The organism is Streptomyces daghestanicus, assembly GCF_020521275.1.
Classification (GTDB): Bacteria; Actinomycetota; Actinomycetes; order Streptomycetales; family Streptomycetaceae; genus Streptomyces; species Streptomyces griseoviridis.
In genome coordinates this window covers 465,436-484,720 of record NZ_BNDX01000016.1, presented here as the reverse complement: position 1 = coordinate 484,720, position 19,285 = coordinate 465,436, and the positions used below count along the sequence as shown (strand labels likewise).

The following is a 19,285-nucleotide window of genomic DNA, read 5'->3' as shown; positions in this document are numbered from 1 at the left end:
GGTCCTCGCACCCGCCGGCTCGCGGGCCTACCGGCTCACGGCCGCAGTGCGGGCTCGCGTTCGACGTCCCGGCGGTCGAGGCGGGCGTCGTACGCCGCCAGCGGCCTGGCCGTCGACGGGTCGGCCTCGACCGCGGCCGGGGCGACGCCCGCCCAGTCGAGGATGCGGGCGGTGGCGAGGGCCTTCTGCCCGGCCGGCAGTCCGGCGACGTTGGCGCCGTGGTTCATGCCGGGCGCGGTGTACACGTAGGAGTCGCGCGCGCCGCGGCCGAGGCGGAACGGCTCGGCGCCCCACGGGTCGTTCTCGCCGTAGACGAAGAGCATCTGCCGGGCGTTGTGCCTGACCCAGGCGTCCACGTCGTCCATCACGAACGGCTGGAACCGCATCGGGATCGAGCGGGGCACGAAGTTGCGCGGCGGCTGGTAGCCGTAGCGGATGTACTTCTGCTCGATGTGCGGGAAGCGGATGGTGGGGGCGCCCAGCTGGGTGCCGGCCTGGTAGTAGTACGGCGTGTACTGCTCAAGGCCCTGGTCCGTGTAGGCGGAGAAGCCGGAGATCGTGTCGACGCTGGTCCAGATCTCCTCGTCGGTGGCGTTCGCCGCGTTCGCCGGGATGTCCGCGCAGTCCGCGAGGGTGCTGTACTGCCAGAAGCCCCAGACGTAGTCGAGGACGACGGCCTCGTAGGCACGGTCGAGGCCGCCGATGGTGTCGAAGGTGTAGCCGTTCTCCGCGGCGTACGCCGTGTACCGCTCCTCCAGGGCCGCGCGGCGCACCAGGGCCTCGCGCTGGACGCCGTTCAGCCGGGCGCGGCACTCGGGCGTGCCGACGGTCTCGAAGAACCGGTCGTACGCCGAGTCCTCCTGGTTCACCACGTCGTTGGGGGCGACGTAGGCGACGACGCCGTCCATGTCACGCGGGTAGTAGCGCTCGTAGTAGGTGGCGGTCATGCCGCCCTTGGAGCCGCCCGTGGAGATCCACTTCTCGGAGTAGATCTTCTTCAGGGCCTTGAAGATACGGTGCTGGTCGCTGGCGGCCTGCCAGATGTCCAGCTTGGACCAGTCGGCCGGCCGGGGCCGGGACGGGGTGAAGTAGCGGTACTCCATGGAGACCTGGTTGCCGTCCACGATCTGGGTCGGCTCGCGGCGGCCGGGCGTGGTGGAGACGTTGTAGCCGCCGGTGTAGAAGACCGTCGGGCGGGCGGTGTCCTTGTGCAGGACGGTGATCCGCTGCTGGAAGGTGCCCTCGGACGGGTGCCGGTGGTCGACCGGCTGGGTGTAGTTCAGGACGAAGAAGCGGTAACCGGGGTACGGCTTCTCCTCGATCAGGCTCATCCCCGGCACGGCGAGCAGCCTGTCCTTGATGTCGGTGGCTTCCGGCCCGGCCGCGGTGGCGGTCCCTGCCGTACCGACGGTGCCTATGAGCACCGCCAGCGCCAGCAGCCATCTGAGCGCCTTGCGCATTTACCCTCCCCTGGGTAACTGACGTCCGCCGGAAGCTAGCAGAAGCCTGTGCCTCAGCACAGGATCCAGCCGGAGCTGACCTTCCCGGCGCCCACGGCGCCCGTCACCCATACGCAACGCCGCCCGGCGTGCACGGTCACCGGGCCCGCGCGGTAGGCGTACCGGCCCTCGTCCACGACCGGCCGGCCGCCGCGCGCCCGCAGGCTGACGGACATCTTCCGCTTGGTGCCGGGCTTCTTGGGAAGGGTGACCGCGCAGACGTAGCCGCCGCTCTTGTAGACGGCGACGGAGCCGGTGGAGAACGGGAGCGTGCGGGCCTTGCGGCCGGGGCAGGGCGCGGCGGCCTGCGCCTGCTGCGGCGGTGCGGTGACGACGAGCAGTCCGGCGGCGGTCAGTACGGCCGTGCCGAGCGCCAGCCGTCTGCGTATGCCCACTCTCCTTGATCCCTTCATGTCAGGTAAGCGATGTGGCCGTACTGGTGTACGACGTTCAGGCGACCCCGACCGGTTCCTCCGGTTCGGCGGCGCCCGTGAAGGCCCGCCAGAGCCGCGCGTACCGGCCGCCGCGGGCGAGGAGTTCCTCGTGGGTGCCGTCCTCGGCGACCCGGCCGCCGTCCATCACCACGACCCGGTCGGCGCGGGCGGCCGTGGTCAGCCGGTGGGCGACGACCAGGGTGGTGCGGCGCCCGGCGAGCCGGTCGGCGGCCTGGTCGACCTGGGCCTCGGTGGCCAGGTCGAGGGCGGCGGTCGCCTCGTCCAGGAGCAGGATGTCCGGGTCGACGAGTTCGGCGCGGGCCAGTGCGATGAGCTGGCGCTGCCCGGCGGAGAGGTTCCGGCCGCGCTCGGCGACCTCGTGGAGGTAGCCGCCGTCGAGGGTGGCGATCATCTCATGGGCGCCGACCGCGCGGGCCGCGGCCTCCACCTCGGCGTCGGTGGCGTCGGGGCGGCCGTAGGCGATGGCGTCGCGGACGGTGCCGGGGAACAGGTACGCCTCCTGCGGGACGACGCCGAGGCGGTGCCGGTAGGCGGTCAGGTCGAGGTCGCGCAGGTCCCGCCCGTCGACGGTGACCCGGCCACCGGTCGGGTCGTAGAACCGGGCGACCAGCTTCACCAGCGTCGACTTGCCGGCGCCGGTCTCGCCGACGAAGGCGACGGTCTGCCCGGCGGGGATGCGCAGGTCCACGCCGACGAGGGCCTCCTCCTCGTCCCCGTAGGCGAACCGCACGTCCTCGAAGGCGATCTCGCCCCGCAGCGACGGCACGTCGAGCGGCTTCTCGGCGGCCCGCGTGGAGGTCGGCACGCGCAGCAGCTCCTGGATGCGGCCCAGCGAGACGGACGCCTGCTGGTAACCGTCGAAGACCTGGGAGAGCTGCTGGACGGGGGCGAAGAACAGGTCGATGTAGAGCAGGTACGCCACCAGCGCGCCGGTGGTCAGCGTCGCGTCGTCGATCCGGCCGCCGCCGACGACGAGCACGGCCGCCGCGGCCACCGACGCCAGCAGCTGCACGAACGGGAAGTACACCGAGATCAGCAGCTGGCCGCGGACCCGGGCCTGCCGGTAGCTGCGGCTGCGCTCGGCGAACCGCCGCCCGCCGTCCCGCTCCCGCCCGAACGCCTGCACGATCCGCAGTCCGGCCACCGTCTCCTGGAGGTCGGCGTTGACCGCGGAGACCCGCTCCCGGGCCAGTTCGTACGCCTTCACGCTCGCCCGGCGGAAGAAGTACGTGCCGATGATCAGCGGGGGCAGGGTGGCGAAGACGACGAGGGCGAGCTGGAGGTCGAGCACCAGCAGCACGACCATGATGCCGAAGAAGGTGACGACCGAGACGAACGCCGTGACCAGCCCGGTCTGGAGGAACGTCGACAGCGCGTCGACGTCCGTCGTCATCCGGGTCATGATCCGGCCGGTCAGCTCGCGCTCGTAGAAGTCCAGGCCGAGCCGCTGGAGCTGGGCGAAGATCTTCAGCCGCAGCGCGTACAGGACGCGTTCGCCGGTCCGGCCGGTCATCCGGATCTCGCCGGTCTGCGCGCACCACTGGACCAGCACGGCGAGCAGGCCGAGCAGGGACGCCGCCCAGACCGCGCCGAGGGCGAGGCGGGTGACGCCGTCGTCGATGCCGTGCCGGATGAGCACCGGCAGCAGCAGGCCCATGCCGGCGTCGACGGCGACCAGGGCGAGGCTGACCAGCAGGGGCCGGCCGAAGCCGCGCAGCAGGCGGCGCAGTCCGTAGGACTCCTCGGGCCGGACCGCCTGTTCCTCGTCGACGTCCGGGGTGCCGGTGGCGGGCGGCAGCGCCTCGACCTGGGCGAGCAGTTCGGGGGTGGCCGGGGTGCCGGCGAGGGCGGCGTCGCGGGGCCGGCGCTCGCCCGTCCACAGGCGCGGGGTGATGCCGCGTTCGGCGTCGAACTCGGCGTCCAGCTCGTCCCGGACCGAGGTGTCCTCGGCCGGCTCGGCGGACGGCAGGGTGTGACCGGGCGACACGGCGCCCAGCTCGTCGGGGTCGGTGAGCAGCCGCCGGTACAGGGCGCAGCGCTCCTGGAGTTCCTCGTGGGTGCCGAGGTCGGCGAGCCGCCCGGCGTCGAGGACGGCGATGCGGTCGGCGAGGTTCAGGGTGGAGCGGCGGTGCGCGATCAGCAGCGTGGTCCGGCCCCGCATGACCTCCTTCAGCGCCTCGTGGATCTCGTGCTCCACGCGGGCGTCGACGGCGGAGGTGGCGTCGTCCAGGACCAGCAGCCGGGGGTCGGCGAGGACCGCGCGGGCGAGCGCGACGCGCTGGCGCTGGCCGCCGGAGAGGGTCAGTCCGTGCTCGCCGACGGTGGTGTCGTAGCCGTCGGGCAGCTCCCGGATGAACCCGTCGGCCTGCGCGGTGCGGGCGGCGGCCTCGATCTCCTCGTCGGTGGCGCCGGGCCGGCCGTAGGCGATGTTGGCGCGGACGGTGTCGGAGAAGAGGAAGGAGTCCTCCGGGACCGGTGCGATCGCCGCCCGCAGGGACTCCAGCGTCAGCTCGCGGACGTCGTGCCCGCCGACGAGGACGGCGCCCCGGGTCACGTCGTAGAAGCGCGGCAGCAGCAGCGACACGGTGGACTTGCCGGAGCCGGAGGCGCCGACCACGGCGAGGGTCTCACCGGCCCGGATCTCGAAGGAGAGGCCGTCGAGCACGGGGCGCCCGGGGTCGTACCCGAAGGACACGTCGTCGAACTCGACCGTCGCGGGGGCGTCGGCGGGCAGGGCGCGGGTGCCGTCCTCGATCACCGGCCGGGTGTCGATCAGCTCCAGGACGCGTTCGGTGCCGGCGCGGGCCTGCTGGCCGACGGTGAGGACCACGGCGAGCATCCGGACCGGGCCGACGAGCTGGGCGAGATAGGTGGAGAAGGCGACGAAGGTGCCCAGGGTGATGTGGCCGTGCACGGCGAGCCAGCCGCCGAGGGCGAGCATCGCGACCTGTCCGAGGGCGGGGACCGCCTGGAGGGCCGGGGTGTAGGCGGCGTTCAGCCGGACGGCCCGCAGCCGTCCCGCGAACAGCTTCCGCCCGACCTCCTTGAGCTTCCCGGTCTCCTGCTCCTCCTGCCCGAACCCCTTCACCACACGGACGCCGCTGACCGCGCCGTCGACGACGCCCGCGACGGCCGCCGCCTGGGCCTGCGCGTACCAGGTGGCCGGGTGCAGCCGGGTGCGGCTGCGGCGGGCGATGAACCACAGCGCCGGCGCGACCGCGAGCGCCACCAGGGTGAGCGGCGGTGACAGCCACGCCATGATGACCAGCGAGATCAGGAACAGCAGGACGTTGCCGATGGTCATCGGCAGCATGAAGAGCAGGCCCTGGATGAGCTGGAGGTCGCTGGTGGCCCGGCCGACGACCTGCCCGGTGGACAGCTCGTCCTGCCGCCGCCCGTCCAGCCGGGTGATCGCGTCGTACATGTCGGTGCGCAGGTCGTGCTGGACGTCCAGGGCGAGCCGGCCGCCGTAGTAGCGGCGGACGAAGGTCAGGGCGTAGACGACGAGCGCGGCGCCGACCAGCAGCCCGGCCCAGGTGGCCATGTCCCTCGTCCCGTCCCCGATGACGTCGTCGATGATCACCTTCGTGATCAGCGGGACGAGCGCCAGGACGGCCATGCCGCCGAGCGAGGAGCCGAGGGCGAGGACGACGTCCTTGCGGTAGCGCCAGGCATAGCCCGCCAGTCGTCGTGCCCATCCCCGTTGCGCGTCCACACGGTGCCTTCCGGTCGTCCTGGTCAGCCATACCTGCCTGACCTGCCTGATCTACCGGAAGGCACCAACGCGGGCCGTGCGGGATTTCATCCCGCCGTAACAATTCCGTGCCGCGCGGTGCCTAGAGGCGGACGCGGAGGCGGTAGAAGCGGGTGGTCTGGGTCGGGCCCTGGTTGTCGTCGCTGACCAGGAGGACGTCGAGGCGGCCCTTGGTGCGGCCGGTGACCGCCATGCCCTCGATGTTGTCGAGGAGCGGGTTGGGCTGGGGCTGCTTCGCGGTGGCGCCGAGGGAGGGGCAGGCGGCGAGGTCGGTGAGGAGGGTCTTGCGCACCGTGCGGATGCCGGTGCCGGTGAGGGTCTCGGTGCCGCCGACGTCCGTGGCGCGGCGCGGGTCGGCCAGGTAGAGGCGGACGGTGTTGCCGACGCCGGAGGTGAAGCCGCGCTCCAGGACCAGCAGCCGCCCGTCCGGCGTCGCGGTGATCTCGGGCACGCCGAGACCGGCGTCCACGGGGTAGGCGTACTGCGCGCCGAGCCGGAAGCGGTGGTTCTTCGTCCGCTGCCAGGTCTGGACGCGGACGAGGCCCGCGTCGTCGCCGGAGAGGGCGTACTCCATCGACGCGACAAGGGTCCGGCCGTCCGGGAGCAGGGTCAGCCCTTCGAAGCTGCCGTTGCTCCGGGCGCGGCCGTCGGGCGCGGTGCGCAGCGCCGCCGGCACGGGGAGGCGGTCGAGGATCTTGCCGGTGCGGGAGTAGCGGCGCACGGACGGCTCGGTCTCCGAGGACACGAGGTACGTGCCGTCCCGGTCGGCGACGAGGCCCTCGCTGTCCAGCGCGGCTCCGCTCTCGTCGGCGAGCGGGAGGACCGACCTCGGCTCCAGGGTCTCCGCGTCCAGCCGGAAGAGGGAGGAGCGGTCGGAGAGGGCGGCGACGGTGCCGTGCCGGTCCGCCGCCAGCGCGGAGAAGTTGCCGACGTAGGTGCCCTCGTACACCGTCTTGTCGAGGGCGTCGGAGAAGCCGTCGATCGCGACGGAGGACGAGCAGGCGTGGCGGGCCGCGGGCGGGGCGGCGGGCACGGCGGTGGCGGGCACGGTGGCGGTGGCGGTGAGACAGGCGGCGGTCGCCAGGCCGGCGGTGAGCGCGGCGAGCGCGGTGCGCGGGGTTCGGGAGTGCATGGCGGCACGGTACGGCGAGCGGGTGACCGAGGGTGGGCGCGGAAAGAAACTCGCGGGCCGTTGTCGATCCGGGGCGTTTCCGTTCGACGCACGGGTGGGGCTTCGGCGTACCGGTGGAGCTTCGGCATACCGGTGGGGCTTCGACGCACCGGTGGAGCTTCGGCATACCGGTGGAGCTTCGACGCACCGGTGGAGCTTCGGCATACCGGTGGAGCTTCGACGCACCGGTGGAGCTTCGACGCACCGGTGGAGCTTCGACGCACCGGTGGAGCACCGGGCATGAGGAGGCGACATGGGACAGCTGCTGAGGGTCATGAACTTCAACGTCTCGGCCGACGGGGTGGCCGCCGGGGAGCGGCAGAGCCTGGAGAACCCGTTCGGGCTGCCCGGCGCGGAACGGCTGTTCGGCTGGGCCGGGGCCACGGCGAGCTGGCCCCTGCGCACCGATGCCGGCGGCAGCCGCGGCCTGGACGACTACTTCACCCGGGACTTCGCGCGGAACATCGGGGCCGAGATCATGGGCCGCAACAAGTTCGGCCCCCAGCGCGGTCCGTGGACCGACCACGACTGGCGGGGCTGGTGGGGCGAGGAGCCGCCGTTCCACACCCCGGTCTTCGTCCTCACCCACCACCAACGCCCCTCGGTCACCCTCTCCGACACCACGTTCCACTTCGTCGGCGGTGACCCGGCGGCGGTGCTCGCGCGGGCGCGGGAGGCGGCGCGGGGCCAGGACGTCCGGCTGGGCGGCGGGGTCACCACCGTGCGGCAGTTCCTCGCCGCCGGGCTGGTCGACACCCTGCACGTGGCGGTCTCGCCGGTGCGGTTCGGCTCGGGGCTGCGCCTGTGGGAGTCGCCCGGTGAGCTGACCGACCGCTACCACCTGGAGGTCGTGCCGAGCCCGAGCGGCGTCACGCACCACCTGTTCTGGCGGAGGTGAGCGGTGCGCGCCGCGCCGGTCCCCCCGCGCCGGTCCACGGCGTCGCCGGACCGACCGGGTGCCGTCGGCCGTCGGACCGTCTCCGGGGCGTGGCCGCAGGGACGGGAGGACCGGCGGCTCACCTCGGGCTGCCGGATCGTGGGCCGGCCTCCGGGGACGGGCCTCGGTCCCGGGCGTAGACGGTGACTCGCGCCCCGTTGACCCGGGTGGTCCCGTGCTCGCGGAAGTGGCGCCGCAGGGTGCCGGTCTTCGCTGCCTCCCGCGGGTCGGTCGGCGTGTACGCGCCCGCCGGGCCGCGGACCACGACGATCCGGTCGAAGTCCAGCATGCGTGCCGCTATGTCCCGGGCGGGCAGCTCGACGCCCGCGAGCGTGTTCGACGAGACGGGGTCCCGTGCCAGGGCCAGGTCCGTCAGGGACCGGGTGTCCTCGGGGTGTGCCCCGGTCCAGATCCGGTGCCGGCCGGGGAGGTAGAGCAGCCCGTCACCGGGACGGCCTTCCTCGCGTACGGCGGCGCTGATGGCGGTGACGTCATTGCTCCGGCTCTGGGGCGTCCGCAGCCACGGGCTCACCGGGACGAGCGCGGCCAGTACGACGACCACCGCGATCCACGTGACGCGGGAGGACCGGCCCGGCCGGCGGCAGCGGTCCCCCCAGGCGCCCAGCAGCAGAGCGGTTCCGATGTTGCTGTAGAGCACGTACCGGTCGACGAAGAGGGGCTTGACCAGCGAGGCGGCCAGCAGCAGAAGGCACGGCAGCACGAGGATCGGCAGGGCCAGCGCGGAGAGCCGCACGGGCCCCCGCGCCCCCAGGTGCGTCCGGGCACACGCCACCCCCACGACCGTCACGGCGAGGAACTCGGGGAGCCGCACCGGACCGTCGATCCAGGACACCTGCCCCGACTGCCCCGCGCTGCGGACCACCAGCGGCGACAGCCCGGCCACCACGCACGCGGCGGTCGCACCCCACGCTCTCAGCACCGGTCGTGGAACCCGGGAGACGACCAGGGTGACGCCGTGCGCGATCAGGGCGAGGACAGCGAACTCGTGGAGCAGGCAGGCCAGCAGCATGGTGGAGCCGTAGACCGCCCAGCGCCACCGGGCGCGGTGCGGGACGCTGACGACGAGCGCGTAGGTGGCCCAGGTGACCAGGGCGCAGACCATGGCGTACGAGCGGCCTTCCTGCGCGTACTTCTGCACCTGGGGGAGGACCGGGAACACCAGCCCGGCCAGCAGCCCGGCGCGGGGTCCCGCCAGGCGCAGCCCCAGGAGCCCGACTCCGCCGGCGGCCACGCACGTGGCCAGCACGGACGGCAGCCGCAACGTCAGCAGCCCGTCGCCGAAGAGACCGAAGATCTCATGCATCACGGCGTAGTAGAGGGCGTGGACGAGATCGATGTGCTGGGCGGTGAGCCATATCTGCGAGAGATCGCGGTGCGCGAGCTGGTGGGTGACGGACTCGTCCCCCCACATGGTGTTCTGCCTGCGGATGCCCCAGAGCCCCAGCGCGAGGGCGAGGGACGAGGACGCGAGGACGACCAGGGCTTCGGCCCGGACCGGTGACCGCCGGCGGACGGGCGCGGGCGGGGAGACCGTCCGGGGCGCGAGGGGGGCACGTGCATCGAGGGACATCGGCGACAGGGCCTTTCCGCAGGGGCGACGACACCGCGCCAGCGTGCCCGGACCTCGTTGACCGGACGCTGACCCGACCTGACCGGACGGTCAGGAAGGCGGGCCGGCGCCGTGCGATGCTGCACCGCATGCGCATCCTGGTCGTCGAGGACGAGGTGGACCTCGCCCACACCCTGCACACCGGTCTGACCGCCGAGGGCTACAGCGTCGACCTCGCCCATGACGGCCGCCAGGGGCTGTGGATGGCCCGGACCGGCGAGTACGCCGTCGTCGTACTGGACCTGATGCTGCCCGGACTCAACGGCTACAAGGTCTGCGCGCAACTGCGCAGGGAGGGCAACGCGACCCCCGTCCTGGTGCTCACCGCCAAGGACGGCGACTGGGACCAGGCGGAGGCCCTGGACACGGGGGCCGATGACTACCTGGCCAAACCCTTCTCCTACCTGGTGCTCGTCGCACGGCTGCGGGCCCTGGTCAGACGAGCCACCACGGCCGTCCCGCCCGTCCTCGCCGTGGGCGACCTCTCGTTGGACGTCGCCGGCCGGGTCTGCCGCCGGGCCGGGACCCGGGTGGACCTCACCCCCAGGGAGTTCGCCGTACTGGAACTGCTGGCCCGCCGGGCGGGCCAGGCCGTCTCCAAAGCGGACCTGCTCTACCACGCGTGGCCCGACGAGGCCGAGGACCCCAACCTGGTGGAGGCACGCGTCAGCTCCCTCCGCAGGAAGGTGGACACCGCGTTCCGGCGGCAGTCCCTGCAGACCGTACGGGGCACCGGTTACCGGCTGGTGGACGACCGTGAGCGCGACTGAGCGGCGACGCCGCCGCTGGTGGCCGCGTTCGGTACGGGCCCGGGCGGCCCTGGCCGCCGTCTCGGCCGCCGCCGCCGTCCTGGCCGGCATCGGCTGGTGGGTGCACCACGAGGTCTACCGCCAGAGCACGCACATCGCCGAGGAACAGGCCCGGAAGAACCTTGTCGCGCTCGTCGACCAGCTGAAGGAGGGTTCGGTTCCCAGCCGGAGAAGCGCCGTGCCGTACGAGGTCGTCGCCACCGGCCGACGCACCGCCGTCGCCGCCGGCGGAGGCATGGAGGACGTCGGTCCCGGCGCCCGCCATGTGCTGCCCCGCCCTTCCGCGCTCTCCGCCCCACCACGTGGCGGTGCCGAGTGGAGCTACACGATCCGCCCTCTGCGCATCCCGGCGCGCGGCGACCACGACCCCAGGAGCGGTGCCGGCTTGGCCGGCCGGACCTACCCGGTCCTGTACGACGACATCTGGGCCGGTGAGCTGAGCGGGGGCAAGGCCGCCGCGCTGGGCGTCCGCGCCGAGGCCACGCTGCGGGTCTACGTGGTGCAGCTTCCGGACACGGCTGAGGCGGTCACCGCGACCACCGACCGCCTGCTGCTGCGGTCCGGGCTCGTCGGCCTCGTACTGATCGGCGCCGTCGCCTACTTCACCGTCCGCGTCGCCCTGCGGCCGGTCGAAGCCATCCGCGTGCTCACCGCCTCGGTCACCGCGAACGACCCCCGCGAACGCGTGACCGTGCCCGCCACGGGACACGAGATCACCGCCCTGGCCACCACCCTCAACAGCACCCTCCAGCGCCTCGACCACGCCGCCGCCCGGCAGCGCCGCTTCGTCGCGGACGCCGCGCACGAACTGCGCAGCCCCCTCACCACGCTGCTGGCCGGCCTGGAAGTCGCGCTCGCTTACCCGGACCGCGCCGACTGGCCCGCCACGGCCACCACCGCCGCACGGCAGACCCGCCGCCTCCAGGCCCTCACCGAGGACCTGCTGCTCCTCGCCCGCCTCGACACCCGCGCCCCCGCGGCCGACCCCGGGACCGTCGACCTGACAGCCCTCGCCGCCCGGCTCGCCGGGCAGCACACGCTGCTCGACCGGCCGTTGACCCTCGTCTGCGAGAACACCGCCCCCGCGTACGTACTCGGCGACCCCGACGCGTACGAACGGCTGCTGCGCAACCTCGTCGACAACGCCGCCCGCCACGCCGCGCACCGCGTCCAGATCACCGTCCGGAACCAGGACGCCTGGGTCGTCCTCACGGTGCACGACGACGGACCGGGCGTGCCCCCCGAGGACGCCGAGCGCATCTTCGAACGCTTCGTCCGGCTCGACGACGCCCGCTCCCGCGACCGCGGCGGCACCGGCCTGGGCCTCGCCATAGCCCGCGACCTGGCCCACCGTCACCGGGGCACCCTCACCCTCGCGCCCCGGACCCTCGGAGCGTGCTTCCGGCTGCGTCTCCCCCGAGCCCCCGCTCCGCCCGCGGAATGACGTACCCGGCGGAATGACACACTCCGCCGGGTGCGCCGCCCGATTCACAGACGGCTCCCAGGCGCGGGACAGTCCGCGCTCATCGCCGGTGTGGACAGTGGCCGGGTGACCTCAGCCACCGATCCACTCCACCACCCGGCTCCCGCGCCCGCGGCGCCGCCCGCCGACAGGCCCGCCGCGCCGCGCTGGTCGTCGCCCGCGCTCCTGGCGATCCTCGTCCTGGCGGCGGCGCTGTACTCCTGGAACCTCTCCTCCTTGGGCCTGAACAGCTTCTACAGCGCCGCCGTGCTCAGCGGCACGGAGAGCTGGAAGGCGTGGTTCTTCGGCTCGCTGGACGCGGGGAACTTCCTCACCGTCGACAAGCCGCCGCTGGCGCTGATGGTCATGGGGCTGTCGTGCCGGGTCCTCGGCTACGGCACCTGGCAGATGATGGCGCCGATGATCGCGGCCGCGCTGGCGACGATCTGGGTCCTGCACGCCTCCGTGAAGCGGGTGTGGGGCCACGGCGCGGCGGCGGTCGCCGCACTGGTGCTCGCCCTCACCCCGATCACCGTCGCCATCAACCGGGACAACAACCCCGACACCCTGCTGGTGTTCCTGATGGTGAGCGGCGCGGCGCTGGGCCTGCGGGCGACCCGCACCGGCCGGCTGCTCCCCCTGCTGGGCTCGGCGGTCTGCTTCGGACTCGCCTTCAACACCAAGATGCTCCAGGGCTACATCGCGCTGCCCGCCGTGTTCCTGGTCTACGTGTACGCCTCCCGGCCCGGCTGGGTGGCCAAGGTCCGCGACCTGGCGCTGGCCGCCGTCGCGCTGGCGGTGTCGTCCTTCTGGTGGGCGGCGGCCGTCTCGCTGGTGCCCGCCGACGAACGGCCGTACATCGGGGGTTCGACGGACGGCACGGCCTGGGACCTGATCACGGGCTACAACGGGCTCGGCCGCGTCTTCGGCGGCGAGGGCAACGGCGGGGGCGGCGGGGGCGGCGGCAGTTTCGCCGGGACCGCCGGGATCGGCCGGATGTTCAACGACGTGCTCGGCGGCCAGATCTCCTGGCTGCTGCCGTTCGCGGGCATCGCGCTCGTCGCGGGCCTGGTGCGGTGCGGGCGGGCCCCGCGCACCGACCTCACCCGGGCCGCCCTGGTGCTGTGGGGCGGCTGGACCGTCCTGCACTTCCTGACGTTCAGCATGGCCGAGGGCACCATGCACCCGTACTACACGACCGCGCTCGCCCCGGGCATCGCGGCGCTGTGCGGGGGCGGCGGCGACCTGTTGCTGCGCGCGTTGCGGGCCGACCGGCGCTGGGCGTGGGTGCTGCCGGCGGCCCTCGGCGTCACCGGGATCTGGGCGGTCGTGCTGCTGCGCCGGGCCGCCGGCTGGAACACCTGGCTGTGGCCGGCGATCGCGGTGGTGACGGCGCTGGCGATCGTGGGGCTGCTGGTGTTCCGGTCGGGGCGGCGGGCGAGGCTGCTGGCGGTCTCCGTCGCGGCGGCCGTGATCGCGTCGGTGGCGGGTCCGGCGGCGTACGCCTGGTCGGTGCCGTCCGGTTCGGGCGGCGGCATGGGCGGAACCAACCCGACCGCCGGGCCGACCACCGGCAGCGGCACGGGCGGCCCCGGCGGCGGGGGCGGAGCCGGCTTCCCGGGAGGCGGTGAGCAGCCGGGCGGCTCCGGACGGAACCAGGCGGGCGGCTTCCCCGGCGGGGGCGAACCGCCCGAGGGCGGCCCGCAGGGCGGGACCACGTCACCGGGCGGTTCGGGCACCGAGGCCGGCGGCACACCGCCGAGCGGCTCGGGCGGGCGGACCGGTGGTCAGGCGGACGGCCAGGCGGACGGGCAGTCCGGCGAGGCGGCCGGCGGGCCCGGCGGCGGCACGGGCGGCGGCACGGGCGGCGGCATGGGCGGCGGTGCCAGCACCGAACTGGTCGCTTATCTGAAGAAGCACCAGGACGGCGCCGAGTGGCTGCTCGCCGTGTCCGGTTCGCAGAGCGCCGCGCAGCTCATCCTCAGCAGCGGCGAGCCGGTCATCTCCATGTGGGGCTGGTCCGGCAGCGACCGGGCCATGACCCTCGCCAAGCTCAAGGACCTGGTGAAGAACGGCCAGTTGCACTACATCCAGGTGTCCGGCGGCGGCACGGGCGGGGGCATGGGCGGCGGCTCCGCGCTCAGCACCGAGGTCACCGAGTGGGTGCGGGAGCACGGCACCGAGGTCACCGACGTCGAGGACACCTCGGGCCTCTACCGGCTGGACGCCTCCGACGTGAACTGAGCGCGGGCGCACCGCGGATGACCGTACGGCCCCCGATCCCCCAGGTCGGGGGCCGTCGTCACGCGATCGACACGTCATGTACACCGCATGCTCTACATGTTCATGCCAGTCTCGGGGTATCCCTTCGTGCAACACGCGTAGATCGGACACCCCACATGCTCGCGATACGCATTCCCGAACGCCGCCGGAGGGCCGTCGCCCTCGCCACGGCAGCCGTCCTCACCGCCCTCGCCGCGCCGTCCCTGACCGCCACCGGGGCCACGGCCGCGACGGCCGACTACGACACGACGTACTACAAGAACGCGATCGGCAAGACGGGGACCTCCCTCAAGTCCTCGCTGCACACGATCATCAGCTCCCAGACGAAGATCTCCTACTCTGCGGTCTGGAACGCCCTCAAGGAGACCGACGAGGACCCGGCCGACAGCGGCAAGGTGATCCTGCTGTACAGCGGCGTCTCCCGCAGCAAGTCCCTCAACGGCGGCGACGCCGGCGACTGGAACCGCGAGCACACCTGGGCCAAGTCCCACGGCGGTTTCGGCGAGGCGACCGGTCCGGGCACCGACCTGCACCACCTGCGCCCGGCGGACGTCCAGGTCAACAGCATCCGCGGCAACCTGGACTTCGACAACGGCGGCTCCGCCGTCGCCAACGGCGGCGGCAGCCTCGTCGACGCCGACTCCTTCGAGCCGCGCGACGCCGACAAGGGCGATGTGGCGCGCATGATCCTCTACATGGCCGTGCGCTACGAGGGCGACGACGGCTGGGCCGACCTGGAGCCCAACGAGAAGGTCGGCAACGGCAGCAACCCGTACATCGGCAAGCTCGCCGTCCTCAAGGCGTGGAACGACGAGGACCCGCCCAGCGCCTTCGAGGAGAACCGCAACCAGGTCATCTACGACAGCTACCAGCACAACCGCAACCCGTTCATCGACCACCCGGAATGGGTCGAGGCGATCTGGTAGGGACCGCCGGTCCGGCTCAGCCGGCGGGCGCCGGCGTCCGCGGGGTCACCGGGAGGTGGACCACCGCGGGGCCGGGCGCCGCCAGGGCCTCGGCGAGGTCGGCCGCCAGGGCCTCGGGCGAGGTCCGTACGCCCAGGACACCGAAGGAGACGGCGAGGGCCACGAGATCGGGGCCGGGCTGGTCGTCGTCGTCCACGATCAGCCAGGTGACGTCCAGGGCGTACTGACGGGCCGTCGCGAGTTCGGCGACGGAGCGGGGCACGGCGCCGGTGCCCGACACCGCGAGGACCGGGCGGGTCGGGTCGGCCGTCGCCGCGCCGAGGGCGGCGGGGAAGGCGTAGCCGGGGCCGCCGCCGCGGGCCGAGTGCAGGAGGCCCGGGGCCTTCGCGTCGAAGGCGGCCCAGGCCCGGTGGGTGAGGGGTGTCGGGTCCCAGAAGGAGGGCGCGGCGGACGGCAGGGCGCGGCGGACGGCGGCCAGGACCCGCAGCTCAAGGCCGTCCTCCCCGCTGTCCTGGTCCCGTACGGCGTCCCGTACGGCCCGTACGCGCTCGCCGGCGGCCGGGTCGGTGCGTTCGCCGGCCGTCTCCAGCAGGGCCTGGAGGGCGAGGCGGGCGTCGGCGTGGATGCCGAGGGCGGGGTGGCGGGCCTCCAGCTCGGCGGGGTCGGCCTCGATCTGGATCAGCCGGCCCCGGGGACGGAACGGGACGGGGAGCCCGTCGAGCCCGGCGCCGACGACGAGGAGGACGTCGGCGTCCTCCAGGAGGCCGGTGGCGGCCCGGTCGGCCGGCCAGGACCGCAGGGAGAGCGGGTGGGCCCGGGGGAAGGCGCCCGCGCCGCCGGAGGTGGTGGCGACGGGGGCGTCGAGGCGCTCGGCGAGCTGGCGCAGCTTGCGGGCGGCGTCGGCGCGGACCACTCCCCCGCCCGCGACGATCGCCGGCCGTGCGGCACGGGTCAGCAGGTCGGCGGCGACGGCGGTCAGCTCCACCCGGGGGACGAGTTCCTCAGGGGTGGCGTCCACCCCGGTGACCACCGGCAGCGGGGCCGGGCCGGCCAGCACGTCCTGCGGGATGTCCACCCACACGGGGCCGTGCGGGGCGGTCAGCGCGGACCGCCACGCCTCCGCGACAGCGGACGGGACGCCCGACGCGGCGCGCACGGTGTGGACGGACTTCACCACGCCCCGGAAGGAGTCCGCATGCGCCCCCGAGCCGATCGCCAGGACGGGCGCGGACGCCGCCCGCGCCTCCTGGAGCGCGGTCAGCGCGCCGAGCGCGCCCGGCCCGGCGGGCAGCAGCAGCGGGGCGGCCTCGCCGGTGATCCGGCCGTAGGCGTCGGCGGCGCAGGCGGCGTTGTGCTCCGTCCGCAGGCCGGTGTACCTCAGGCCGGAGCGGTCGAGGGCGGCGGAGGTGCCGGGCGCGGGCCGGCCGGGCACGCCGAAGACGGTGGCCGCGCCGAGCCCGGCGAGGGTCTCCACGACCAGGTCCGTGCCGGTGCGGCCGGCGGGCGGGTTCAGCGCGGCCTCCGTCTGGGCGGCGGTCGGGCTGAGTACCAGGTCGTGGTCGTGCGTCACTTGGGGCGATCCTCCGCGATCCGGCGGGACATGAGCGTGGTCAGTTCGTAGGCGGTGTGGGAGGCCGCCACCGACGTGATCTCCGCGTGGTCGTACGCGGGGGCCACCTCGACGACGTCCGCCGACACCAGGTTGCACGATGCCAGACCGCGCAGGATCTCCAGCAGCTCCCGGGAGGTCATGCCGCCGGCCTCGGGGGTGCCGGTGCCGGGGGCGTGCGCCGGGTCGAGGCAGTCGATGTCGACGGAGACGTACAGCGGACGGTCGCCGATGCGCTGGCGGAGCTGGTCGGCGACCTCGTCCACGCCGCGCCGCATCACGTCCGCCGAGGTGACGATGCCGAAGCCCATCTTGGCGTCGTCGTCGAGGTCCTTCTTGCCGTAGAGCGGGCCGCGGGTGCCGACGTGGGAGAGGGCGGAGGTGTCGAGGATGCCCTCCTCGACGGCGCGGCGGAACGGGGTGCCGTGGGTGTACTCGGCGCCGAAGTAGGTGTCCCAGGTGTCCAGGTGGGCGTCGAAGTGGAGCAGGGCGACCGGGCCGTGCCGCTTGGCGACCGAGCGCAGCAGCGGCAGCGCGATGGTGTGGTCGCCGCCGAGGGTCATCAGGCGGGCGCCGGTGGCGAGCAGCTCGTCGGCCGCCGCCTCGACCGTCTCCACGGCCTCGTGGATGTCGAACGGGTTGACGGCGATGTCGCCGCCGTCCGCGACCTGGGCGAGGGCGAACGGCGAGGCGTCCTGCGCCGGGTTGTAGGGGCGCAGCAGCCGGGACGCCTCCCGGATGGCGTTGCCGCCGAACCGGGCTCCGGGCCGGTAGGAGACCCCGGCGTCGAAGGGCACGCCCACCACGGCGACGTCGGCGCGGCCGACCTCGTCGAGGCGGGGCAGCCGGGCGAAGGTCGCGGGGCCCGCGAAGCGCGGGACACGGGAGGAGTCGACGGGACCGCGGGGCGTCTCAGGGCTGCTCATGCCTCGACAGTAGGTGGCCGGACCGCGGCTGCGAAGTGTACGTTTCCTCCACTCCCGACCGCCCGACGAGATGAAAAGGCCATCCGTGTCCGTCCCGCAGGAACCGGCCGTCCCGCCGACACCCCCGGTGCCCCTCGCCACGCTGCTCGCCCGCGAGGACCTGGACCTGCGCGAGCTGGTCGCCGCCGGGGACACCGTGGTCCACGGCGCGCACGCGTCCGAGATGGCCGACCCGGTCCCGTACCTGCTGGGCGGTGAGCTGCTGCTGACGGCGGGCGCGCACGGTCCGGGGGCGGCGGACCCGGCGGCGTACTGGGACGGTTACGCCGCCCGGATCACCGCGGCGGGCGGCGCGGCGCTCGGCTTCGGGGTCGCGCCGGTGCACCCGGGGGTGCCGCCGGAGCTGGTCGCGGCCTGCGCGGCGCGCGGGCTGCCGCTGATCGAGGTGGGGCCGGGCACGGCGTTCGCCGCGGTGGCCCGCGCGGTGTGGCAGCTGATGGCACGGGAGCGGCTGGCCGAGCTGCGCAGGATCGCCGAGGCCCAGCAGAGCCTGACGGCGGCGGCCGGCCGTCCGGACGCGGTGCCGGCGGTACTGCACCGGCTGGCGGCCCGGCTCGGCGGCCGGGCGGTGCTGTACGGGCCGGACGGCGCGGAGGCCGCCGGCACCGCCGAGGCCCCGGACCCGGCGCTGGCGGAGCTGGCCCGCCGGGTCGCGCGGAGCCCGTCCGCCACGGCGACCGCCGTGACCGGGGACGAGCACCTGGCCGCGTACGCCCTCGGCGGCGGCCGGGACGGCCTCGTGCTGGGCGTCGCCACGCCGGGGCGCCGGTCCGGCGACCACACCATCGCCTCGGTCGCCGCCGTCCTGCTCACCCTGCTGACCGGCCGGCCCGGCTCCCGGCCCGGCGAGCCGCGCACCACCGCCCTGGTCCGGCTGCTGCTGGGCGCGTCCCCGGCCGAGGTCGCGCACCTGCTCGGCGACGGCGGCACGGGCGACGGCACGGGCGGTACGGGTGGCCGCGCCGACGGTGCGGGTGACCGCACGGACGGTGCGAGTGACCGCACGGACGGTGCGAGTGACCGCACGGACGGTGCGGGTGACCGCACGGACGGTGCGAGTGACCGCACGGACGGTGCGAGTGACCGCACGGACGGTGCGAGTGACCGCACGGACGGGGCGGGTGACCGCACGGACGGGGGCGCCGCCGCCCTCTGGTACGTGGTCCACGCCCGGCCCACCGGACCGGCGGCCCCCGACCCCGTGACGGCCGCCGCGCTGGGCGCCGCCCTCGGCTCACCGCTGGTCGACCCCGCCGGGGACGTCGTCCGCGTGCTGCTCCCGGCCACCCGGGAACCCGCCCCGCAGCCCGGCTGGACGCTGGGCGTCAGCGCCCCCGCCGAACCCGCCGGATGGCCGGCCGCCGACGCCGAGGCGGCCCGCGCGCTGGCCCGCGCCCGCGCCACCCGCGTCCCCCTGCTGCGGCACACCGGCCGGCCCGCCCTGTCCGCGCTGGTCCCGGCCGGCGAGGCCGCCGCGTACGCCCGCGCGCTGCTCGCCCCGGTCGCCGCCGTCCCGGCGCTGCCCGAGACCCTGCGGACCTGGCTGTCCCTGCACGGCGGCTGGGACCGCACGGCCGTCGCCCTGGGCGTGCACCGCAACACCGTCCGGCAGCGCATCGCCCGCTGCGCGGCCCTGCTGGGGGCCGACCTGGACGACCCGGACGTGCGGATGGAGCTGTGGTTCGCGCTGCGGCAGCGGTGAACCGCGTCCCGCAGGGCGGTACGGCGGGGACGCGGGCGGCGGGCTGCCCCACAATGGGGGGC

The 19,285-nt window shown here is 74.4% G+C and carries 13 protein-coding genes; 6 read left to right on the top strand and 7 right to left on the bottom strand.

The genetic code is table 11. The annotated features are described in order from the left end of the window. Positions 1 to 35: 35 nt before the first annotated feature. From Sdagh_RS28910 to Sdagh_RS28895, 4 genes are all read right to left on the bottom strand, one after another. Complete coding sequence (locus tag Sdagh_RS28910; RefSeq protein ID WP_189420319.1) at positions 36 to 1,460, bottom strand: S28 family serine protease; 1,425 nt, start codon at positions 1,458 to 1,460, stop codon at positions 36 to 38. Positions 1,461 to 1,513: 53 nt separating this feature from the next. After that, positions 1,514 to 1,912 (bottom strand): hypothetical protein, encoded by a 399-nt coding sequence (locus Sdagh_RS28905; protein WP_190077334.1) that lies wholly within the window; start codon positions 1,910 to 1,912, stop codon positions 1,514 to 1,516. Between the two features lie 37 nt (positions 1,913 to 1,949). Further along, entirely contained in the window at positions 1,950 to 5,669 is a 3,720-nt protein-coding gene (locus tag Sdagh_RS28900; RefSeq protein WP_189420314.1) for an ABC transporter ATP-binding protein, read from the bottom strand. Positions 5,670 to 5,790: 121 nt separating this feature from the next. Further along, positions 5,791 to 6,840, bottom strand: a complete 1,050-nt coding sequence (locus tag Sdagh_RS28895) for an esterase-like activity of phytase family protein (protein WP_190077333.1) — start codon at positions 6,838 to 6,840, stop codon at positions 5,791 to 5,793. Positions 6,841 to 7,132: 292 nt separating this feature from the next. Here Sdagh_RS28895 and Sdagh_RS28890 point away from each other — a divergent pair, with 292 nt between their 5' ends. Continuing rightward, positions 7,133 to 7,777 (top strand): dihydrofolate reductase family protein, encoded by a 645-nt coding sequence (locus tag Sdagh_RS28890; protein WP_190007620.1) that lies wholly within the window; start codon positions 7,133 to 7,135, stop codon positions 7,775 to 7,777. 118 nt (positions 7,778 to 7,895) lie between these two features. Here the strand turns inward: Sdagh_RS28890 and Sdagh_RS28885 are convergent, their stop codons facing one another. Further along, positions 7,896 to 9,407 (bottom strand): glycosyltransferase family 39 protein, encoded by a 1,512-nt coding sequence (locus Sdagh_RS28885; protein ID WP_190077332.1) that lies wholly within the window; start codon positions 9,405 to 9,407, stop codon positions 7,896 to 7,898. A 128-nt stretch (positions 9,408 to 9,535) separates the two neighbouring features. Here Sdagh_RS28885 and Sdagh_RS28880 point away from each other — a divergent pair, with 128 nt between their 5' ends. The 4 genes from Sdagh_RS28880 to Sdagh_RS28865 all read left to right on the top strand — a co-directional run bounded on the left by Sdagh_RS28880 (position 9,536) and on the right by Sdagh_RS28865 (position 14,926). Further along, a complete protein-coding gene (locus Sdagh_RS28880) occupies positions 9,536 to 10,216 on the top strand; it encodes a response regulator transcription factor (RefSeq protein ID WP_190077331.1) in 681 nt (226 codons plus the stop codon). Continuing rightward, on the top strand, positions 10,203 to 11,699 hold the full coding sequence (locus Sdagh_RS28875; RefSeq protein WP_190077330.1) for a sensor histidine kinase: 1,497 nt from the start codon (positions 10,203 to 10,205) through the stop codon (positions 11,697 to 11,699). The genes Sdagh_RS28880 and Sdagh_RS28875 overlap by 14 nt, the downstream gene beginning before the upstream one ends. Positions 11,700 to 11,804: 105 nt before the next feature. Continuing rightward, positions 11,805 to 13,961, top strand: coding sequence for an ArnT family glycosyltransferase (locus Sdagh_RS28870; protein WP_190077329.1), 2,157 nt, complete (start codon positions 11,805 to 11,807; stop codon positions 13,959 to 13,961). A gap of 155 nt (positions 13,962 to 14,116) precedes the next feature. Continuing rightward, on the top strand, positions 14,117 to 14,926 hold the full coding sequence (locus Sdagh_RS28865) for an endonuclease I family protein (RefSeq protein WP_189420300.1): 810 nt from the start codon (positions 14,117 to 14,119) through the stop codon (positions 14,924 to 14,926). A gap of 16 nt (positions 14,927 to 14,942) precedes the next feature. Here Sdagh_RS28865 and Sdagh_RS28860 read toward each other — a convergent pair whose 3' ends face one another. Together Sdagh_RS28860 and speB are read right to left on the bottom strand one after the other, a co-directional pair. Beyond that, on the bottom strand, positions 14,943 to 16,496 hold the full coding sequence (locus Sdagh_RS28860; RefSeq protein WP_190077328.1) for a thiamine pyrophosphate-binding protein: 1,554 nt from the start codon (positions 16,494 to 16,496) through the stop codon (positions 14,943 to 14,945). Next, positions 16,493 to 17,461 (bottom strand): agmatinase, encoded by a 969-nt coding sequence (speB, locus tag Sdagh_RS28855; RefSeq protein WP_189420296.1) that lies wholly within the window; start codon positions 17,459 to 17,461, stop codon positions 16,493 to 16,495. Before speB ends, Sdagh_RS28860 begins: the two co-directional genes overlap by 4 nt. 70 nt (positions 17,462 to 17,531) lie before the next feature. Between speB and Sdagh_RS28850 the strand changes: the two genes are divergently transcribed. Beyond that, positions 17,532 to 19,223, top strand: coding sequence for a PucR family transcriptional regulator (locus Sdagh_RS28850; RefSeq protein ID WP_190077327.1), 1,692 nt, complete (start codon positions 17,532 to 17,534; stop codon positions 19,221 to 19,223). The last annotated feature ends 62 nt before the right edge of the window (positions 19,224 to 19,285 follow it).

What these genes read in the sequence shown, in the direction of transcription:
- Sdagh_RS28905 (WP_190077334.1), bottom strand. Translation starts at nt 1,912, where the DNA reads ATGAAGGGATCAAGGAGAGTGGGCATACGCAGACGGCTGGCGCTCGGC.
- Sdagh_RS28880 (WP_190077331.1), top strand. Translation starts at nt 9,536, where the DNA reads ATGCGCATCCTGGTCGTCGAGGACGAGGTGGACCTCGCCCACACCCTG.
- Sdagh_RS28865 (WP_189420300.1), top strand. Translation starts at nt 14,117, where the DNA reads ATGCTCGCGATACGCATTCCCGAACGCCGCCGGAGGGCCGTCGCCCTC.
- speB (WP_189420296.1), bottom strand. Translation starts at nt 17,461, where the DNA reads ATGAGCAGCCCTGAGACGCCCCGCGGTCCCGTCGACTCCTCCCGTGTC.
- Sdagh_RS28850 (WP_190077327.1), top strand. Translation starts at nt 17,532, where the DNA reads ATGAAAAGGCCATCCGTGTCCGTCCCGCAGGAACCGGCCGTCCCGCCG.
- Sdagh_RS28910 (WP_189420319.1), bottom strand. Translation starts at nt 1,460, where the DNA reads ATGCGCAAGGCGCTCAGATGGCTGCTGGCGCTGGCGGTGCTCATAGGC.
- Sdagh_RS28890 (WP_190007620.1), top strand. Translation starts at nt 7,133, where the DNA reads ATGGGACAGCTGCTGAGGGTCATGAACTTCAACGTCTCGGCCGACGGG.
- Sdagh_RS28885 (WP_190077332.1), bottom strand. Translation starts at nt 9,407, where the DNA reads ATGTCCCTCGATGCACGTGCCCCCCTCGCGCCCCGGACGGTCTCCCCG.
- Sdagh_RS28895 (WP_190077333.1), bottom strand. Translation starts at nt 6,840, where the DNA reads ATGCACTCCCGAACCCCGCGCACCGCGCTCGCCGCGCTCACCGCCGGC.